The organism is Exilibacterium tricleocarpae, from assembly GCF_007004655.1.
Classification (GTDB): Bacteria; Pseudomonadota; Gammaproteobacteria; order Pseudomonadales; family Cellvibrionaceae; genus Exilibacterium; species Exilibacterium tricleocarpae.
The window spans coordinates 114,802-130,607 of the sequence record NZ_ML660089.1 but is presented as its reverse complement, the minus strand read 5'-3'; the positions used below and the strand labels follow the sequence as shown (position 1 = coordinate 130,607).

The following is a 15,806-nucleotide window of genomic DNA, read 5'->3' as shown; positions in this document are numbered from 1 at the left end:
CGGGAAAAAACCTAGGCCGGCCGCATCAGCGGCTCTATGCGCTTGTCAATCGCCTCGCGGGCCCTGAATATACGGGACCTGACGGTGCCCACCGGGCACCCCATCACCTCGGCTATTTCCTCATAGCTGAGGCCCTCGAGCTCCCTCAGGGTGACGGCGGTACGCAGGTCTTCGGGCAGGTCGCGAATGGCCTCGTTGACCACCCCCTGCAGTTCGTCGCGAAAGAGATTGTTCTCCGGCGTATCTATGTCTTTGAGTGCCTGGCTGCCGCCGTAGTACTCGGCCTCGTCCACATCCACATCGCTCGATGGCGGCCGGCGGCCCCGGGCCACCAGGTGGTTCTTCGCCGTGTTGATGGCAATGCGGTACAGCCAGGTGTAAAAGGCACTCTCGCCACGGAAGTTGGCCAGCGCGCGGTAGGCTTTGATAAACGCCTCCTGGACCACATCGTGCACTTCGAAACTATCGCGAATATAACGCCCCACAATAGCGACTATCTTGTGTTGATATTTGATAACCAGCAGATCAAAAGCGCGTTTATCGCCCTGTTGTACTCTTTTTACCAGTTGTTGATCTGTTTCTTGCGCCGACTGCGCCGCCATTCGTTGCTCCCAAGTACACTAACCGGCCCCGCCGCTCAATCACCCCCGGCGCAGGCGTGGCATCAACCCTGTAAAAGCGCCAGCCAGACAAAAGCGCCCGTCCCGCAGGGGGCGGGAAAAATATAAAACAAAGCAGAGCGCCACAACTAGACCAGGGGGCCACCCATAAGTTCACGGACAGCGCTAACTTTTTGTTATGTAGACTATTTATCGTACATTCACCAGTCGCCGCCCGGCCCGGTGGCAGGTTTCGGGACTACTTTTCGGGACTACTTAGGGGCGCTTTAGCCTCGCCTTTCACCCCACCGCTTACCGGACCTCGCAGCCGACCTGACGCCGGCTGTTGGAGTCGGCACCGGTGGCTTGTATATACTATGCCACCTTTTTCGCGAATCACCTCAGGGGAGGTCGCCTGCCTATCATGTCCAATCACCCGCAATACGACGTTCTCGTCATCGGCAGCGGCGCCGCCGGGCTGACCCTGGCACTGCACCTGGCCGCCGAGGCACGGGTCTGTGTGCTCAGCAAAGCCTCCCTCAACGAGGGCTCCACCTGGTTCGCCCAGGGCGGTATCGCCGCGGTTCTGGACGATAAGGACTCCATCGACGCCCACGTCGACGACACCCTCAACGCGGGCGCCGGTCTGTGTCATCGCGACACCGTTCGGTTTACGGTGGAGCGCAGCAAACAGGCGATCCAATGGTTAATCGACCAGGGCGTGGATTTCACCCGCGCCAGCGGTCGCGACGACTACCATTTGACTAAAGAGGGCGGCCACAGCCACCGGCGCGTTATCCACAGTGCCGATGCCACCGGCCGCGCCGTGCACAGCACCCTGATCGAGCAGGTGCGGCAACACCAAAACATCGCCCTGTTCGAACACCATATCGCCCTCGATCTGATCACCCAGGCCGACACCGACAGCCGCAAGATACGCTGTGCCGGCGCCTATGTCTATAACAGGAGCCGGGACCAGGTCGACGTTTTTCAAGCCCGGGCCGTGGTCCTGGCCACCGGCGGCGCCAGCAAGGTTTATCTGTATACCAGCAACCCCGACGGCGCCAGTGGCGACGGTATCGCCATGGCCTGGCGGGCCGGCTGCCGGGTGGCGAATATGGAATTTAACCAGTTTCACCCCACCTGCCTGTATCACCCGAAAGCCAAGTCCTTTCTGATTACCGAAGCTCTGCGCGGCGAGGGCGCTTATCTGAAACTACCCGACGGCAGCCGCTTTATGGACCGCTTCGACGAGCGCGGCGAACTGGCGCCCCGGGATGTCGTCGCCCGCGCCATCGACCACGAAATGAAACGCCTCGGCAGCGATTGCCTGTACCTCGATATCAGCCACAAATCCCCCGCCTTTATCACCGAGCATTTTCCCACGGTCAAGCAGCGCTGCCTGGCGTTCGGCATCGACATCACCCGCGATCCGATCCCGGTAGTGCCGGCCGCCCACTATACCTGCGGCGGCGTGGTGGTGGACACCAACGGGCGCACCGATCTGGAACAGCTCTACGCCATCGGCGAGACATCGTTTACCGGCCTGCACGGCGCCAACCGCATGGCCAGCAACTCGCTGCTCGAGTGCATCGTCTACGCCCAGGCGGCGGCCCGGCATATCTCTGCCACCCTCGATCACGTGCAACTGCGGGGCAGCGCGCCGGCGTGGGACGAGTCGCGGGTCACCAACTCCGATGAAGACGTGGTCATTTCACATAACTGGGACGAGCTGCGTCGTTTTATGTGGGACTACGTGGGCATCGTGCGCACTCGCAAGCGCCTGGAGCGGGCGACGCACAGAATCAAGCTGTTGCAAAAGGAAATTGCCGAATACTACAGCAACTACAAGGTGGGCAACGATTTGATTGAGCTGCGCAACCTGGCGATGGTGGCCGAGCTGATCATCCGCTCGGCCATGCAGAGGCGCGAGAGCCGCGGCCTGCACTATTCGCTCGACTACCCAGGGCGCGCCGCCGTCGCCCGCGACACGATTCTGGTGCCCACCAATTTTGCCGCCCAGGACATTATCGTCAACGCCGGTTAAGTCGCGCGCAGCCGCACCCGCAGGCGTCGCAAATCGTCGGGGTCGGCGGCATCCGGCGGCAACACCAGCACGCAGGCGCGCCGCGTTGCGAGTCGCCCCCGCATTATGATCAACCACGGCCAGATCACCTGCTCGCCGGCGAGTGTCAGCGAATAGTTGCGCCGATCGATATCCACAGACCAACGTTCGCCCTCGCAGTAGAGGGCGCTGGGTAACCGTCGCCGATGGCGCCGCAGCCAGTGGCACAGATGCCAGCCCAGCGCCGGCGCCGCCACGCTTACCAGCAGCCAGGGCAGCGCCGCCAGTAACAGCGCGGTGATGGCCAACAGGTGACAGGCAACGGCGTAGTATACCAACTGCCGCGACGGCTGCAGGGTTATGGCGAGACGGGTATGGCTGTTTGCGGTGTTTTCAGGCGTGACTATCACGAATCAGATTGACAATCCTTTGCAATTCCGGGTCCTCGGGCTCCTGCCGGTGCAAAAACCAACTGAACATATCCTGGTCTTCGCAGCCCAGCAGTTTCCAATAGCGCTCTTTGTCCGCCTGGGCCAGGCCCGGATAGGTATTTTCCACGAACGGCAGCAGTAGCAAATCCAGTTCCAACATCCCGCGCCGACTTCCCCACAACAACCGGTTCTTTTCCATCTGCGACCTCTCGGCGTACAAAAGCACCAGTATAACCGATGGCGGATATTTTCCCCACGAAGTATGGTCAACCGCTATGGCTGCGCCTATGATAGCCAGCCGTGTTCGAATCGGTAGTTGAACGTTATGAGCAATTGGCAGGACTTTCTGACCGCCGCCGGCGGCCAGTGGCACGCCGACCAGGCGTTGACATTCACCGGGCAACCCGATCCCGGCCCACAGGCACCGCAACTGGCGGTATTGAGCCACCAGCGGCTGCTGCAGGTCAGCGGCCCGGACAGCCGCAAATTCCTGCAGGGCCAGTTGACCTGTGATGTGGATGCACTCGGGACGGACACCAGCGGTCTGGGCGCCCACTGCAACCACAAAGGCCGGATGATCGCCGACTTTCGTATCGCCGCCACCGGCGCCGACACCTGCACCCTGCGCCTGCATCACAGCACGCTGGAACCCCTGCAGCAGTCACTGGGAAAATACATCGTGTTTTCAAAAGCGGCGCTGCACAGTGCTGCCGACGCCTGCATCATCGGCCTGTGCGGTGCCGGCGCCGGCGCCGTGTTGAGCGAGGTTTGCGGCGCACTTCCCGAGACGGTCGATACCCTGGTACCAAACGATCGGGGCGCCGTCATCCGGGTGGGCGAGGACCGCTTCGAGTGCTGGCTCAATGGCGAGACCGCTGCCGATGTGCTGGTGCCGCTGCTGGCCCGCTGCCGCCTGCGGGAGACCGGCTATTGGGACCTGCTCGATATTCGCGCCGGTATCGGCCAGGTGCGCGGCGACGCCAGCGAAGCTTTTATACCCCAGTTGCTCAACTACCAGGCCATCGGCGGCATCAGCTTCACCAAGGGCTGTTATACCGGCCAGGAGGTGGTGGCCCGCATGCAGTACCGGGGCAAGCTCAAACGGCATATGTACCGCCTGCGGATGACAGCCGGCAGCGCCTCGCCGCCGGCACCCGGCAGTGAAATCTTTGCAGCCGGGGCCCGCCAGAGTGTGGGCAATGTCGTGTTTTCCGCCCTCGCGGAGGAAACAAACATCGAGCTGCTCAGCGTTTGCACAAGTGAGGCGGCAAGCAGTGGCCAGATGTATCTGGATGCGCAAAGGCAGCAACCGCTGGAGGTGTTATCGCTCCCCTATGCTATAACTAAATAACTAGCAACAGCGCCTGATATTTTTCTCATCTGCCGGGGGAGCGTCCTATGGAGCGAGTTGTCGAGACGGTTCGCACGGAGATTGTCACCGCCATCGAAAGCGATCAACTGGTGTTGCCGACCCTGCCGGAGGTCGCCCTGCGCGTGCGGGAGGTGGCCGAGGATGCAAACGCCAGTCTCGAGCAGATGGCGGAGGTTATCGGCAATGACGCCGCCCTGACTGCGCGTATTATCAAGGTGGCCAATAGCCCGCTGTTGCGCGCGTCGCGGGAAATCGAGAATTTGAAAATGGCGCTGATGCGCCTGGGCGTCGAATATACCTGCAATCTGGCCACCGGGCTGGCCATGGAGCAGATGTTTCAGGCCACCTCCGATATTGTCGACACCCGCATGCGCGAGGTCTGGAGCCGCTCCAGCGAGATCGCCGGCATCTGTCACGTCTTGTGCCGTCACTATACGCGCCTGCGGCCGGATCAGGCGATGCTGGCGGGCCTGGTTCACCAGATCGGCATCCTGCCGATTCTGACTTACGCCGAGGAACATGCATCGCTGCTGAAAGACAGCATTACCCTGGATCGGGTGATTCACTCATTGCACCCGGGTATCGGAGAGAAGATTTTGCAGCATTGGGAGTTTCCCGAGGAGCTGCGCAACGTGCCCGCCGAGTATTTGAATTTCACCCGCCAGGGCGACGCCGCCGACTATGCCGATATCGTGACCGTGGCGGCGCTGCAGAGCTATATGGGCAGCGAGCATCCGCTGGCAAAGGTTGACTACGAGCAGGTGTTGTCGTTTGGCCGTCTGGGGCTGGACCCCGATATGCAGTTTGCCGAGGGGGAAGACCTGAGCGACGAGATGGAAGCTGCGATGGCGTTGTTGCAGTAACCCACCAGACCGCAGCGACACCTCCCCTCCCCCCGCACCGTACCACAGGAGGAGGTGCCCTAAATCACTCTCGGATCAAGCCCCGACAACCGGCAACTGCCAATCGATAGGCGCCTGCCCCTGCTGCTGTAGGTACTCATTCGTGCGACTGAAATGGCGGTTGCCAAAAAAACCACGGTGGGCCGACAGGGGCGAGGGATGGGGTGACTTCAGCACCAAATGCTTGTTGCCATCGATAAACTGGCCCTTTTTCTGCGCATAACTGCCCCAGAGCAAAAACACCACCCCCTCGCGCTGGTCATTGACCAATTGAATCACCCGGTCGGTAAACTGCTCCCAACCCCGGCCCTGGTGGGAACCGGCCCGCGCCTGCTGCACCGTCAGAGTCGCATTCAACAGCAACACCCCTTGATCGGCCCAGGATTGCAGGCTGCCGTGGTTGGGCAGCGCAATACCCAGGTCCTGCTGGATTTCTTTGAAGATATTCAACAGCGACGGCGGAAACGGCACCCCCGGCATCACCGAGAAACACAGACCGTGGGCCTGGTTGGGGCCGTGGTAGGGGTCCTGCCCCAGAATCACAACCTTGACACGGTCAAAGGGTGTCGAGTTCAGGGCGTTGAAGATCAGGCTGCCCGGGGGATAGATGATCTTGCCCTGCTGCTTTTCCGCCACCAGAAACTGCTTCAGCGTCTGCATATAAGGTTGCTCGAACTGATCGCCCAAACGCTCCAACCAGGACGGGTGAAGCTGAATGGCGGCGCCGTTGTCTGTCATTGTGGCTGGCCTGAGTTGTATGAAAGTTAGGTGCAATTTGCGCAAGAGTTACAGAAAAGCGACATCATACTGGCGTTTGACGCGGGAATCGAGTCCGGTCAAAAAACCCGCACTCGAGCTAAGCTGCTACTATGGAGGATGCCACCAGTAAGGGAGAGAGATCATGCAAGCCACACCCCTGGCCGTCGGCAGCTACGGCCTGAAAGATGCTGTTTACCGCGACAATTTTGAAGACGAACATGTTGGCAGCGAACCGGCCTTTAGCGAGGGCGTGGTGGTGACACGGGTCACCGACGACAAAGTATTTGTCAGAGACTGGCGCATCGCCGGTGATACTGGCGGCCCCGCCGGCCTCGAACATTTTGAGGAGGCGAAACACACCTGCGATTTCAACTTTGTGTTCTCCCACGAGCGCGAGCTTACCGGAGACGATAGCTTCAACGGCGATGATCCCGTGTTGCGGGCACAGCTTATCAGAAAGCTGCCATGACCCGAATGGCATTCGCCGCAAACGCCTATTGTTGATGAGAACTGTGCGTTGCTGCAGTAGCCTACTGGAGAGATGTGCAGGCCGCCGCAGTACACCCGACAAGTGCTTCGAAGAAAGGGGAGTGGCACCATCCTAAGGGGACGCAACTGAAGTTACGTCCCCGCACCGTGCCACCGGTGGGGGTACCCTGAATCACCTTTGGGGCGGGGCACGGACACCCAACACACCGGCCCCTAATAGATCGAAGGCACCTGAGTGTCGTTGAAGCGCAGTTCGGCGGCAATCTCCCCCGCTGCGACCGCCGGCTCGGTCACACCGGTATTTTCCCGATAGTGACTGTCCACCCAACAACGGGGCAGCGCCTCACCGGAGAGAAAACACAGTGCCTGCTTGTCGACGGGCTCCGCGTCCTGTTCCTCTTCCCCCCACTGCAGGCGCCCCGTGACGTGTGCTTCATAGGGATTGATCAACGCCTGTAAATCCACGATTTCCACCAGGTGGCTCTGGCCTTTGAGTTGCATCAACATGGCTGCGATCCTCCTTAGTATTGCCCGCTAAGTATAGTCCCGCAGGCACCGCCCGGTGCATGGGCGCTTGGCACCAAATGCGATAACTACTCCGGTCGCATATGCGGAAACAACAGCACATCGCGAATCGAGGGCGAATCGGTCAGCAGCATCACCAGGCGGTCGATACCGATACCCTCCCCCGCCGTAGGCGGCAGCCCATACTCCAGTGCCCGCACGTAATCGGCGTCGTAATGCATGGCCTCGGCGTCGCCGGCGTCCTTCTCGGACACCTGGCGGCGAAACCGCTCGGCCTGGTCCTCGGCGTCGTTTAATTCCGAAAAACCGTTGGCTATCTCGCGACCGCCGACAAAGAACTCGAAGCGATCGGTGACAAAGGGGTTATCATCATTGCGGCGCGCCAGCGGCGAGACCTCGGTCGGGTATGCGGTGATAAACGTGGGATCGTCGAGCCGGTGTTCGACGGTTTTCTCGAAAATTTCGATCTGCACCTTGCCCAATCCCCAGCCGTCTTTCAGCGGGATATCCAGGTGCTCCGCTATCTGCCGGGCGCCGGCCTCATCGGCCAGCGCAGCCGCCGTGATATCAGTATTGAACTGCAGAATCGACTCAAACACACTCAGGCGCCGGAACGGTTTGCCGAAGTCATAACGGGTTTCCTGGATCACTTCGCCGCCGTCGTTTTTAACCGTACTGGCCACCTCGGTGGCACCGAGCACCTCGCGGCACAGACTGCGTAGCATGTCCTCAGTCAGGTCCATAAGGTCGTTGTAATCGGCGTAGGCCTGATAGAACTCCAGCATGGTGAATTCGGGATTGTGGCGCGTCGACAGGCCCTCGTTGCGAAAGTTGCGGTTGATTTCGTATACGCGATCAAAACCGCCCACCACCAGGCGCTTGAGATAGAGTTCCGGGGCGATGCGCAGGTACATATCCAGGTCCAGCGCATTGTGATGGGTGACGAAGGGCCGCGCTGTCGCGCCGCCGGGAATCGCCTGCAACATCGGCGTCTCCACTTCCAGGAACTCGCGCTCATTCAGATAGCGGCGCATGAAATCCACCACCTGCGAGCGCACGATAAACGTCTCGCGCACTTGCGGATTGGCGATCAGGTCCACATAGCGCTGGCGGTAACGCAGCTCCTGGTCGGCGAGCCCGTGGAACTTGTCCGGCAGCGGTCGCAGCGACTTGGTCAGCAACTGATACTCATCCAGGTTGACATAGAGGTCCCCCTTGCCCGACTTGTGCAACACACCCCTGACGCCGATGATATCGCCGAGGTCCAGCGACTTGGCAAACGGGCGCGCGGCCTTGGTCACATACAGCTGTATCTGGCCGCTCACATCCTGGATCACCATAAAAGCCCCGCGGCTGCGAACAACCCGCCCGGCCACGCTGACGACTTCACCAAGTGCCTCCAGCTCTTCCTTGCCACTGGCACCGTAGCGCTCCTGCAGGGCCTGGGCGCGGTGCCGGGGTCGAAAGTCATTGGGAAACGCCGGGCCCGTCTCGCGCAGCGCCGCCAGCTTTGCGCGGCGCTCGGCAATAAGCTTGTTTTCATCCTGCGGCTGTTGCTCGTTACTCATACTGTGCAATCCTGATTGGTGTTCGGCGCGCCCTGCGGGATTTACAGGCCGGCCTTTAAACTGGCTTCGATAAACGGGTCCAAATCCCCGTCCAGCACCGCCTGGCAGTTGCTGGTCTGCACATGGGTGCGCAGATCCTTGATACGCTGGTCGTCCAAAACGTAGGAGCGAATCTGGCTGCCCCAGCCGATATCCGCCTTGTTGTCCTCCAGCGCCTGTTTCTCCGCGTTGCGTTTGAGCATCTCCTGCTCGTAGAGTTTGGCGCGCAGCATCTTCCAGGCCTTGTCGCGGTTCTGGTGCTGGGAGCGCTCGCTCTGGCACTGGGCCACGATACCGCTCGGTTCGTGGGTCAGACGCACGGCCGAGTCCGTCTTGTTGACGTGCTGACCACCGGCGCCGCTGGCGCGGTAGGTATCCTCGCGCACCTCGGCCTTGTTGATCTCGATTTCAATGTTGTCGTCGATCTCGGGCGATACGAACACAGAGCTGAACGACGTATGGCGGCGGTTGCCGGAATCAAACGGCGACTTGCGCACCAGGCGGTGCACACCGGTTTCGGTACGCAACCAGCCGAAAGCGTACTCGCCTTCGAAACGAACGGTGGCACTTTTGATCCCCGCCACTTCGCCCGGCGACACCTCCTCGAGAGTGGTTTTAAACCCTTTGGCATCACCCCAGCGCAGGTACATACGCAGTATCATTTCCGCCCAGTCCTGGGCCTCGGTGCCGCCGGAGCCGGATTGAATATCCAGATAGGCATTGTTGGGGTCCATTTCGCCGGCAAACATGCGGCGAAACTCCAGCACCGCCAGCCGCTGGGCCAGCCCCTCGATCTCCACTTCCACTTCTGCAACACTGTCGGCATCGTTCTCCTCCACCGCCAGCTCCAGCAGTTCGCGACAATCGGCAATGCCCTGGTCGAGGTCGTCGATGGTTTTTACCACGGTTTCCAGGGCGGCGCGCTCGCGGCCCAACTCCTGGGCCCGCTCCGGCCGATCCCAGACGGCGGGCTCAGCTAACTCCAGTTCGACTTCGGTGAGCCGGTCGCACTTGCCGGCATAGTCAAAGATACCCCCTAAGAACGTCGGTGCGCTCCTCGAGGTCTTTGAGGTTATTCACTATGGGATTGATTTCCATAAAAATATTCAATGATGAGGTTTTGAGAAGGCGCGAATTTTACCCCAGCCGGGGTGGGAACACTAGCTACCCGGGCACCGCCGGGCCTCTATGTCGCCGAGTTGCCGGGTCGCTGGGTCGCTAGTTACCCGGCGCGCGGGCGCGGGTCATCAGGTCTGCCGCTATCGGAGTGGAGCCCTCCGAGCAGACTTCAATCGCGGTGGCGGCCACCAGCGTGCCACGCATCACCCGCAGCTCGCGCAATTGTGCATCCACCCGGGCCACCTTCTCCAACACCATGGCCTTGACGTGGGCGCTGTGACGGCCGGTGTCCCGATAGAGCCCGAGGCGCTGGCGACATTCATCGAGGCTGAAGCCGGTGGCCCGGGCTCGCTGCAGGAAGCACAGGGTGTCGAGTTGGATATCGCTGTAATCCCGGTAGCCGTTGTCGCCCCGGGCGGCTGTTTCGATTAACGCAATACTTTCGTAATAGCGAATGGTCTTGGCGGACAGGCCACTGCGCCTGGCGGCTTCGCTGATATGCATGGGGACACTCCTCCGCAAACGGCTTTTACTCTAAAGCTTCCAGCCAATGGAATGTCAAGCCGCCTGTAAAAGCACCATATCTTGTACCCCTGTTTTTGCACAAGCACTAGAAAATGTGACTTAAAACACATATTTTTCTTTTATTTCAATAAGTTAAGAAAGGGTATTGACATTCAAAGTTAACAAACGACAATAAGCCACTGAGTTGTTCTTTCTAACGGGGGACAAAACCGATGGAATATCTCGATTCAGGCCACCCCGAGTGGCCACAGATGTGGGAAGCCCTGGCCAACCAGCCGCTCAACGGCGGCAACGCACTTTGCGTCAATGAAGGCAAGTGTTGGGAGTACCTCGGTTCTACCATCGATCACCATAATTTTCGCCACGAGCTACACCCGGATACCGGCAAGGCGGAATATATCTACATCGAACGTATCCGCGCGGCGATGGGCTGGTCCTGACCGGCCCGATTGCCGGCGCACCCTCGCCCGCCCTTTCGCCCGCAACCACGCCTGACCCACTGGGCCTCGCCGCAGACGGGTGAGTTTTTACCCGCGCAGAAAAGCGCGACGGGGTTCTCTTTCACCATTGCCTTGCTCTCTGATTTACAACACAATTCCGATGCTGCCGGCATTGCGCCGGCAGCGTTACCCCACAGGTCTGGAGCGCGGCGAGGCCCTGCGTCTGCCCGCCATATTCCCCCAACAACAGCAAGGATTTTTCAAATGACTATTCAGGTCGGTGACAAGATTCCCAACGTAACACTCAAAGTCATGGGCGCCGAAGGCCCCGAGGACGTTTCCACCGAAGCATTGTTTGCGGGTAAAAAGGTGGTTTTATTTGCCGTGCCCGGTGCCTATACGCCCACCTGCTCGGCCGCTCACCTGCCCGGCTTCGTGGTGCAGGCCGACGCCATCAAGGCCAAGGGTGTGGACAGCATTATCTGTATGTCGGTTAACGATGTCTTCGTCATGGGCGCCTGGGGCCAGGCGCAAAATGCCGAGCACCTGACCATGCTCGCCGACGGCAACGGCGAGTTCACCAAAGCCCTGGGGCTGGAGCTGGACGCCAGCGGTTTTCAAATGGGCACCCGCAGCAAACGCTTCGCCATGATTGCCAACGATGGGGTGGTGGAACTGTTGAATGTCGACGAGCAGGGTTTTGAAGTCAGCAGCGCCGAGGCGGTACTGAAAGCGCTTTAAGTAGCCTCGCCCCAGGCTTTGAGTTCTATTGGGGCACACCGGCCCCGCCCCGAGCGGAAACCTGGCACTCCGGTTTCCCCGAGACTCAAGGGTGGGGATCGGTTTCGATAAAGAATGCCTTAGTTAGGTCTGCCTCTGGAGAGGGCTTTCAGAGACTCTCGACAGCAGGGATGCTGTCGCGACCACCAAAAGTAGGCGCCTCCAGCGAATGCCATTCGGGCCGGACTCGTTTGTGAGAGTCGAGGCGTGTGCCCCGGGCATCGGCTGGCTATCGGCGCGCACGAGGAGCGGTCAGTTCGGTGTGCCGTCACTGCGCCAGCGGAGAATCAACTGACGCTGCGCCGGTGTTATTGTCAAGCCGATCATACCGCCCTTCGGGCAGTCCCCCAGATCGTAATTGTTGGTCAGACAGCCCGCCCCCTCCAGATGCGTTCTCGCCTCGTTCTGTGTGTGGCAACCCAGACAGCCTATATTGTCGACGACTTGCGGCACGATATCATCGGCGTAGGAGACCCGGGTTCTGCCCGGCACCGGCGGCGTCGAAACAGCCGTGTTCTTGCCGCCGATACCCTTCGCCCTGACAGAAAACGCGAACGCTGTGTCGGAATCCAATCCCTGCAGTGTAATCGAGTTAGCGGTGGTGCTGCTGCCGATGGTGCCGCCGTTATTCAAAAGCTGATAAGAGGGCTCACCGCCATTGAGGTTGTCCTGCCAACTGACGGTCAGCGAGCTGGTGGTTCGATTGGAAACCTGCACGGCGGTGGGCGCCGCGGTGCGGGTGGTCAGTTGCAGGGGTTGCGACAGCGCTGATTCCACAGCACCGAAATTGGCCCGTACCGCATAGCTGTAGGTGGTGTTCGGCACCAGCCCCACATCGGTATAGGCCAACGAGGTCACATCATCACCGACGATGACGCCGTCTCTGTAGACATCGTAGCTGTTCGGCACGCCAACGCCGACACCGGGCTTCCAGCTCAGCCGCAGGCGGGTGGTGCGAAGCGTTCCTCCGACCAGTGCCAATCCGGTCGGCACGCCATCCTCCGTGGATACGTTGACGACATCTGAAAATTCAGACAGCTCTGTGCCGCTGCCGCCAGCGAGTTCGGCGCGCACGCGGTATTCGTAAACGCTACCTGTCTGCAAACCCAAATCGGTATAAGACAGTTCGCCCGTGCTGCCCTGTAATTCAAATGATCCGTCCAGTGTCGGGCCATCGCGATAGACCTGGTAAAGATCAGCTTCAAAGCCGTCCGGCACGGTCCAACCCAGAGTAACGCTGCTCGCCGTAATATCCGCGGGGCTCTGCATGGCCGGTATAATCGGTGCGATGTCGACGGACACCACCCCGGTGTTGGGGGACACCGACCCATCCGCATCCTCGACCTTGAATTCAAACGTGTCAGTGGCGCCGCCCAGGGCCGGAAACGAAAAGCTCACGGTGCCGTCGCCGATATCGGTGACATTGCCGTTGGGCGCGAGTTCATAAGGGGGATCGGGATTGTTTACCACCAGGCTCACCCCGCCGTCGCCACGCTCGACAACCTGCGCCAGTATATCGATGGTCACTTGGCTGTCGCCCGGGGTGTAATCGGCAAGCGCCGCTGCAAAACTCACCGCCACCGGTGTTTGATCGACACTGACGATGCGGGTCGCCTGTTGTGTGGAGCGATCGTTGGTCACCGCCAGCGACACGCTGTAATCGCAGGGGGAGTCGGTGGCCACAAACGCGGCCTTGATCTCCCCGGCGCCTTCAATGGCGGGAAAGCTGCCGCAGTCGCTGTCCACAGACCAGGCGTAGAGGTCGGCAAACAGGCTGCCACTGGCATCCAGTTCGATAACCTCCCCCGGGCTGGTGACCGCCAGATTGGACAGCGACAGGCGCGGCACCGGCTCGCCCGGCAGCGTGTCGCCCACCTCGACCCCAGCGTCTTGCAAGTGCGCGCGCAACACCTGCGCCGCGGACTCACCGACGCCCTCACCGACGCCCTCACCGACGCCCTCACCGACGCCATAGAATGGCAGCCAGAAACGATCCAGCGTCAGCCTTGACATCGGCATCACACCCTGTTCGTAGACATAACTCACCAGCAACGGCGACTCGATAAACTCCTCATAGCTGTCGAAGTTGATCGCCAGATTATCCTGCTGCGCGTGGCACAGGCGGCAGTAACGGGCAAACACGTCGGTGTAAAGCGCCGGCTCCTGTGCCCAACCCGGCTGAATAAAATCGCCGTCAAACGCATCGGTGGGTAGCGTGGTCAAAATCGCGGCAGCGACGCTCTCCAGCGGGCTGGGTACGGCGGGATCATTGCGCGCTTCGGGGTCGGCCAGCGGTGGCGGCAAGGCGTCGCTGTTGCCGTACCAGCCATGAATCAGGCGAATCGGCTCTTCAAAGCGTTTGCGATCGTCGATATAGGTCGCCAGCGTGCCCTCGTTGAGTTTGCGAAACGCCTGTAGTTGGTTCTCGCGGCTGTAACGCCAGGTCTGCTCCGGGGCGAAAGACCCGCCGTCGTAGACGGGGTCCATCAGTTGCGTATCGGCCGCCTCGGTATACAGGAAGGCGTCCAAATCCCACGGCATAAAGCTGGCCGACAAATTCGCGGCCGTAGCCGCGATGTCGGCCAACGCCGTTTGATTCAGCGCCGTGGTATTGATACCGCCGTCATGGCAGGCGGTGCAGACGCCGGGGACCGGACGCTCACCGCGACCGTCGAAATTCATGGTGGGGGCCCGCACCATTTCACCGGTAGTCGTATCGGGTACGTAGGCGTAAAACTTGACAATTTTTTCGCTGTCGGAAAAAGTGCCGTCACCGCAGTTACCCGTCGGCGCCGCCGAGTATTCCATCACCACGGTGGCGAATTCACCGCTGCCCTGCACCATCGCCTCCAGGGTCGGGTGGTTGACCACGTAGGAGTAGACACTGCCGTCTTCGGCCTGGCGCAGCGACATATCGCGCCCGAAGCCCAAATCGAAATTATTGACATATTTGGCGCTGGCGACATCCAGACCCGCCACCGGGGCGCCGCCCGCGTCGACGAAGCCGGTGTGACGCAACCAGCCGTCAAGTGTGGTGGCATGGCCCTCGGGATCGATACAGTCGTAGTAATTCTGCGCCGTCAATTTCGACTCGACAGCAAGGGCCTGGCGCACCCGTTCGTGATCCAGACTGACATTGAAGAGATTGGCCCCGACACCGGCAATGGCGCCATCGGCGGGAAAGACACCGGGGTCCTGGCCCGCCGCCAGGATATCGACGGCATCGATTTGGGTAAAACCGCCGTTACCTTCGGCCGCGGCGTAGACACTCACCAAACCGGCACCGGCGGGCACGAATTCCACCTGAAATTCCAGGCGCGCCATCTCGACCAGCTCCAGCTCCAGGCGCCGGCTGCGCTCCTCGCCCTGGAAATTCACGTTGATGTCATCGGCGTCCAGCAGCGGTATGCGCCACTTGAAGGCAGGATTGGCAATGTCCAGCACCTCGCCGGGACCGGTGTACCCTGCCTCCAGCAAGCCGTCAAAGCGGTCTGTCCGCAGGGCCAGGCTGTTGTCCCGGCCGTTGCGATCAGTCCAGTGTGCAAGGGTGATTATATTCAGGGTAAACGGTAAATCCGCCGCCACGGCTGCGCCGGGTGGCGGGGCCACCACCAGGTGAAGTGTCTCATTGACACTGGGGTCCAGCAAAAACCGGTTTACATCCGCTATCGGCAAGACATTGATAGTGACCGTATCCGTGGCGGTGCGACCGTCGGCGTCTTCGACGGTCAAGCGAAACTGCAACTGGGTTTCGGTAGTGACATCGGGCGCCGTAAAAGCGCGGCTGTTGCGGCTGCGTTCGAACAGGGCGACCGCAAGGCTGCCGGCATCGGTCTGTTCCCAGGTGAACGCGAGCAGCGGATCGTCTACCCCGTCGCTGTCTTTGCCGCTGAGCAATACTTCGGAACCGGCGCGTACAGAGTAGGTATTGTCGGCGCCGCCCTCCCCGAGGCCGAGGGCAAGCGCCCGCGCGCTGGGCGCCGCATCGCTCTGATCACCGACGTCGCTGCCGCCGCCGCAACTGCCAAGCAGTAACCCGATACACAAGAGACCGGATTTTACATATCCGTTCATGGTCTAAGCTCCCCAAAATCCCATCGTTACAAAACCGGTAACCGGACCCAGACCACGGCCCAACCCGAAAGGGGTAACCACTAGTGGCACTGCCCTCAGCGAATATGTGCTAATTGATC

General features: G+C 60.5%; 14 protein-coding genes and 1 pseudogene. 6 read left to right on the top strand and 9 right to left on the bottom strand.

The genetic code is table 11. The features are described 5' to 3' along the window. Nucleotides 1-11: 11 nt before the first annotated feature. Nucleotides 12-602 carry an RNA polymerase sigma factor RpoE gene (gene rpoE, locus FKG94_RS05105; RefSeq protein WP_142903125.1) on the bottom strand — a complete coding sequence of 197 codons (591 nt, stop codon included), beginning with the start codon at nucleotides 600-602 and terminating at the stop codon, nucleotides 12-14. Nucleotides 603-1,023: 421 nt separating this feature from the next. On the opposite strand from rpoE, the gene nadB reads away from it, so the two are divergent. Further along, nucleotides 1,024-2,646, top strand: a complete 1,623-nt coding sequence (gene nadB, locus FKG94_RS05100) for an L-aspartate oxidase (RefSeq protein ID WP_142903124.1) — start codon at nucleotides 1,024-1,026, stop codon at nucleotides 2,644-2,646. Here the strand turns inward: nadB and FKG94_RS05095 are convergent. Both FKG94_RS05095 and FKG94_RS05090 read right to left on the bottom strand, forming a co-directional pair. Next, entirely contained in the window at nucleotides 2,643-3,074 is a 432-nt protein-coding gene (locus tag FKG94_RS05095) for a protein YgfX (RefSeq protein ID WP_142903123.1), read from the bottom strand. The two genes, nadB and FKG94_RS05095, sit on opposite strands and share 4 nt — an antisense overlap. Next, a complete protein-coding gene (locus FKG94_RS05090; protein ID WP_142903122.1) occupies nucleotides 3,058-3,294 on the bottom strand; it encodes an FAD assembly factor SdhE in 237 nt (78 codons plus the stop codon). Before FKG94_RS05090 ends, FKG94_RS05095 begins: the two co-directional genes overlap by 17 nt. A 126-nt stretch (nucleotides 3,295-3,420) precedes the next feature. On the opposite strand from FKG94_RS05090, the gene ygfZ reads away from it, so the two are divergent. Together ygfZ and FKG94_RS05080 are read left to right on the top strand one after the other, a co-directional pair. Next, entirely contained in the window at nucleotides 3,421-4,446 is a 1,026-nt protein-coding gene (gene ygfZ, locus FKG94_RS05085) for a CAF17-like 4Fe-4S cluster assembly/insertion protein YgfZ (RefSeq protein WP_142903121.1), read from the top strand. Between the two features lie 47 nt (nucleotides 4,447-4,493). Continuing rightward, the gene (locus FKG94_RS05080; protein WP_142903120.1) at nucleotides 4,494-5,330 is read left to right on the top strand and encodes an HDOD domain-containing protein; all 837 of its coding nucleotides are present in this window, start codon (nucleotides 4,494-4,496) and stop codon (nucleotides 5,328-5,330) included. A gap of 75 nt (nucleotides 5,331-5,405) precedes the next feature. Here FKG94_RS05080 and ung read toward each other — a convergent pair whose 3' ends face one another. Then, nucleotides 5,406-6,107, bottom strand: a complete 702-nt coding sequence (ung, locus tag FKG94_RS05075) for a uracil-DNA glycosylase (RefSeq protein WP_142903119.1) — start codon at nucleotides 6,105-6,107, stop codon at nucleotides 5,406-5,408. A gap of 163 nt (nucleotides 6,108-6,270) precedes the next feature. Between ung and FKG94_RS05070 the strand changes: the two genes are divergently transcribed. Then, nucleotides 6,271-6,597, top strand: a complete 327-nt coding sequence (locus FKG94_RS05070; protein ID WP_142903118.1) for a hypothetical protein — start codon at nucleotides 6,271-6,273, stop codon at nucleotides 6,595-6,597. Between the two features lie 233 nt (nucleotides 6,598-6,830). Here the strand turns inward: FKG94_RS05070 and FKG94_RS05065 are convergent, their stop codons facing one another. The 4 genes and pseudogenes from FKG94_RS05065 to FKG94_RS05050 all read right to left on the bottom strand — a co-directional run. Beyond that, on the bottom strand, nucleotides 6,831-7,124 hold the full coding sequence (locus FKG94_RS05065; RefSeq protein WP_218943446.1) for an acetyltransferase: 294 nt from the start codon (nucleotides 7,122-7,124) through the stop codon (nucleotides 6,831-6,833). Between the two features lie 86 nt (nucleotides 7,125-7,210). Further along, nucleotides 7,211-8,710 (bottom strand): lysine--tRNA ligase, encoded by a 1,500-nt coding sequence (gene lysS, locus FKG94_RS05060; protein WP_142903117.1) that lies wholly within the window; start codon nucleotides 8,708-8,710, stop codon nucleotides 7,211-7,213. A 41-nt stretch (nucleotides 8,711-8,751) separates the two neighbouring features. Beyond that, nucleotides 8,752-9,847, bottom strand: a protein-coding gene (gene prfB, locus FKG94_RS05055) for a peptide chain release factor 2 (protein ID WP_142903116.1) whose coding sequence is annotated in 2 segments (ribosomal slippage) — nucleotides 8,752-9,774 and nucleotides 9,776-9,847 — 1,095 coding nt in all. Because the reading frame shifts where the segments join, the coding sequence is not laid out codon by codon here. A 216-nt stretch (nucleotides 9,848-10,063) separates the two neighbouring features. After that, nucleotides 10,064-10,372 (bottom strand): annotated as a pseudogene (locus FKG94_RS05050) (MerR family DNA-binding protein); the annotation flags it as partial. Between the two features lie 233 nt (nucleotides 10,373-10,605). Here FKG94_RS05050 and FKG94_RS05045 point away from each other — a divergent pair. Together FKG94_RS05045 and FKG94_RS05040 are read left to right on the top strand one after the other, a co-directional pair. Next, nucleotides 10,606-10,833, top strand: a complete 228-nt coding sequence (locus FKG94_RS05045) for a 4-diphosphocytidyl-2C-methyl-D-erythritol kinase (RefSeq protein ID WP_142903114.1) — start codon at nucleotides 10,606-10,608, stop codon at nucleotides 10,831-10,833. A 264-nt stretch (nucleotides 10,834-11,097) separates the two neighbouring features. After that, the gene (locus FKG94_RS05040) at nucleotides 11,098-11,574 is read left to right on the top strand and encodes a peroxiredoxin (RefSeq protein WP_142903113.1); all 477 of its coding nucleotides are present in this window, start codon (nucleotides 11,098-11,100) and stop codon (nucleotides 11,572-11,574) included. A gap of 291 nt (nucleotides 11,575-11,865) precedes the next feature. Here the strand turns inward: FKG94_RS05040 and FKG94_RS05035 are convergent, their stop codons facing one another. Further along, nucleotides 11,866-15,687 (bottom strand): fibronectin type III domain-containing protein, encoded by a 3,822-nt coding sequence (locus FKG94_RS05035; protein WP_142903112.1) that lies wholly within the window; start codon nucleotides 15,685-15,687, stop codon nucleotides 11,866-11,868. Nucleotides 15,688-15,806: the final 119 nt, after the last annotated feature.

What these genes read in the sequence shown, in the direction of transcription:
- lysS (WP_142903117.1), bottom strand. Translation starts at nt 8,710, where the DNA reads ATGAGTAACGAGCAACAGCCGCAGGATGAAAACAAGCTTATTGCCGAG.
- FKG94_RS05040 (WP_142903113.1), top strand. Translation starts at nt 11,098, where the DNA reads ATGACTATTCAGGTCGGTGACAAGATTCCCAACGTAACACTCAAAGTC.
- ygfZ (WP_142903121.1), top strand. Translation starts at nt 3,421, where the DNA reads ATGAGCAATTGGCAGGACTTTCTGACCGCCGCCGGCGGCCAGTGGCAC.
- nadB (WP_142903124.1), top strand. Translation starts at nt 1,024, where the DNA reads ATGTCCAATCACCCGCAATACGACGTTCTCGTCATCGGCAGCGGCGCC.
- FKG94_RS05080 (WP_142903120.1), top strand. Translation starts at nt 4,494, where the DNA reads ATGGAGCGAGTTGTCGAGACGGTTCGCACGGAGATTGTCACCGCCATC.
- FKG94_RS05065 (WP_218943446.1), bottom strand. Translation starts at nt 7,124, where the DNA reads ATGTTGATGCAACTCAAAGGCCAGAGCCACCTGGTGGAAATCGTGGAT.
- FKG94_RS05070 (WP_142903118.1), top strand. Translation starts at nt 6,271, where the DNA reads ATGCAAGCCACACCCCTGGCCGTCGGCAGCTACGGCCTGAAAGATGCT.
- FKG94_RS05090 (WP_142903122.1), bottom strand. Translation starts at nt 3,294, where the DNA reads ATGGAAAAGAACCGGTTGTTGTGGGGAAGTCGGCGCGGGATGTTGGAA.
- ung (WP_142903119.1), bottom strand. Translation starts at nt 6,107, where the DNA reads ATGACAGACAACGGCGCCGCCATTCAGCTTCACCCGTCCTGGTTGGAG.
- FKG94_RS05035 (WP_142903112.1), bottom strand. Translation starts at nt 15,687, where the DNA reads ATGAACGGATATGTAAAATCCGGTCTCTTGTGTATCGGGTTACTGCTT.
- FKG94_RS05045 (WP_142903114.1), top strand. Translation starts at nt 10,606, where the DNA reads ATGGAATATCTCGATTCAGGCCACCCCGAGTGGCCACAGATGTGGGAA.
- rpoE (WP_142903125.1), bottom strand. Translation starts at nt 602, where the DNA reads ATGGCGGCGCAGTCGGCGCAAGAAACAGATCAACAACTGGTAAAAAGA.